Origin of the sequence: Pseudomonas sp. Irchel s3h9, from assembly GCF_900187475.1 — a bacterium.
Taxonomy (GTDB): domain Bacteria; phylum Pseudomonadota; class Gammaproteobacteria; order Pseudomonadales; family Pseudomonadaceae; genus Aquipseudomonas; species Aquipseudomonas neuropathica.
The window spans coordinates 1-1,273 of sequence record NZ_FYDH01000034.1 but is presented as its reverse complement, the minus strand read 5'-3'; the positions used below and the strand labels follow the sequence as shown (position 1 = coordinate 1,273).

1 protein-coding gene is annotated in these 1,273 nt (G+C 54.0%); it reads right to left on the bottom strand.

Translation table 11 applies throughout. The annotated features are described in order from the left end of the window. Positions 1 to 40 precede the first annotated feature (40 nt). Entirely contained in the window at positions 41 to 1,183 is a 1,143-nt protein-coding gene (locus tag CKW26_RS29245) for an IS481 family transposase (RefSeq protein WP_095051127.1), read from the bottom strand. Positions 1,184 to 1,273: the final 90 nt, after the last annotated feature.

The following is a 1,273-nucleotide window of genomic DNA, read 5'->3' as shown; positions in this document are numbered from 1 at the left end:
AGACATGGTGGACACATGTTCGGAGACATGGTGGACGGTTTTAGATCTTCTTACCTGCCGTCACGATCTGCAAGTTCAAGTCGATTCGGGCGATACGATGTCTACTCCAGTAGACATCGTGGATGCCGTCCTCCGTCGTTTCCCGGATAGCTACTGATCTTCCGTAAAAAGCCTTTCCGACCGTGTATTCACGATTCCCCCAGTAAATCTCGCCTTTCACCTGAACCTTTCTGACCACATCACCCTCGTCGTACTCCGGGGCCGCAGGTTGCTCCTGATATTCCCGTGGGCTGCTGCTGTAACGAGTAGCAGGAACCTGCATGTCCAGCGCTTGATGCGGGCGCTTCTGGTTATAGATATCACGCCAGATATCAAACGCCCGTTGCGCGTCGTTGAGATCGATAAAATGCCGGTCTCGCAGGACTTCATTTTTCAGGCTGCGGTGGAAGCGCTCCAGCTTTCCTTGGGTTTGCGGATGATAAGGACGAGAGTGGCCGACCTTGATGCCTTGGCTCATCAGCCAGACCTCCAGTGCGGTATAAACGCCTGTCTGATCACCCCATGGCGAACCGTTGTCCATCGTCATGCGTAAAGGCAGGCCGAAGCGCCGAAAGGTCCGGACTAGATGCTCCTGAACGGTTTGGCGCTGCTCATTGATGCATGCCGCGATGCACAGCGAAAACCGTGAATGATCGTCCAATATCGTCAACGGATGGCAACGCCCCTGAGCCAGGCTGATATGTCCCTTGAAGTCCATCTGCCAAAGATCGTTGGGCGCTTCATGCTCGAACCGGATAAACGGTTTGATCTCAGCGGCCTTTGGATCAACGCGCGAATGACGCTGTAAAACCGCATGCACGGTACTGACAGACGGCATCACTGCGCCTTCATCCTCTAACGCGCGCTTGAGCTTGCGAGCGCCCCAAGCCGCGTACTCCTGACTCACGGTTAGAATTTGCTGTTCAACCTCGTCAGCGCAGCGTTTGGGTGACGTCTTTGGTCGTCGAGACTGCTTGATCAATCCCTCTGCACCTGAGGTTTCAAACCTCTTGAGCCATTTGTAGGCAGTGCTTGGGCTGATATTGAATCGGCGGCAAAGCTGCCGAATATTGGCCCCTTCCTGCCGAGCCAAAAGCACGAATTCTGTACGAAGCTGCACGGTGGACACCTCTTCCCAAGACACAGGCCATCTCCTTCGCGATGAACAATGTGTCTATTAAAAAGTGTCCACCATGTCTCCGAACACCTGTCCACCATGTCTCCGGTACATACA